The organism is Gardnerella sp. CCPDSM (assembly GCF_056754715.1).
The window spans coordinates 1-906 of sequence record NZ_JBQEQO010000039.1; the positions used below are offsets into that span (position 1 = coordinate 1).

General features: G+C 43.5%; 1 protein-coding gene and 1 pseudogene. Both read right to left on the reverse strand.

The window, feature by feature from the left end:
* Positions 1 to 648 (reverse strand): S-adenosylmethionine synthetase N-terminal domain-containing protein (locus tag ACTJLE_RS06375; protein ID WP_481267895.1); only part of this gene is annotated, 648 nt, incomplete at its 3' end.
* Positions 649 to 659: 11 nt separating this feature from the next.
* Positions 660 to 906 (reverse strand): annotated as a pseudogene (locus ACTJLE_RS06380) (terminase); the annotation flags it as partial.

The following is a 906-nucleotide window of genomic DNA, read 5'->3' on the forward strand; positions in this document are numbered from 1 at the left end:
ACCGGTCTCCTGCGCTTTCAAAAACGCGTAAATATTAACCGACACATCAGCTTTCGTAAGATCCTTACCATGAAGACCGCCGCCCGTAACAGCATCAGCCATATCTGACCCGAGTTTTCGGTTAACCGCTCCCGTATCCACGCTGATACCACCCGTCCAGTCGCCTAAAGGATTAACAAACGCATTCGGATAGTCTTTCAATAAGTCTTCTCGTTTAGCGTGAGACTGGCAGATGATAAGCTTTTCACCATCAAGAACATACTTGCCGTCATACGGATACTTTTCATAAACCTTTCGAGCAATAGCCGAGAGTTTCTTCTGCTCGCCTGTTAGTGGCATGCCTTTAAAAATCCCGTTATCAGCGCAGCGAACCATACCATCCTGGTTTCGGCTTAAATGCTTATCCTGCGGCACAACCGTAATATCAATCTTTACTTTCCCAGGGCTTAAACGGTGGATAATATTTTTAATATCCTTAAACTTAAACATCACCGTGCTTTCAATAAACACGGCACACTTACCATGCCCGAGCATCACTTCAACAGCAATCTTCGGGTTCTCATCCAGCTTGTAAGCCAGATCAACAATTGCTCCAGCAATACGATCCGCAATCTTGTCCGGGTGACTTGGATTTACTTTTTCTATCATAATTTTTTCTCCTAAATGTTTTTACGTGTAATAAGCAGGCGTTCCATTAAATCGTTTTGAGGTGAAACGCCATCAAACTCAGTCGAACAGTTTTCTTTCACAATTTGGAAAATCTCATTCCAAAGCCTGACCGCCTGATTCATGTAGTTAATACCAATGTTGATAAAAGGCGATGGTATCGGTTTACCCGTGGTTGGATGCTTGGAAAGAAACCCGAGTTTACTGGTTACTTCCTCGCATTGAATCCAACGAGCACAA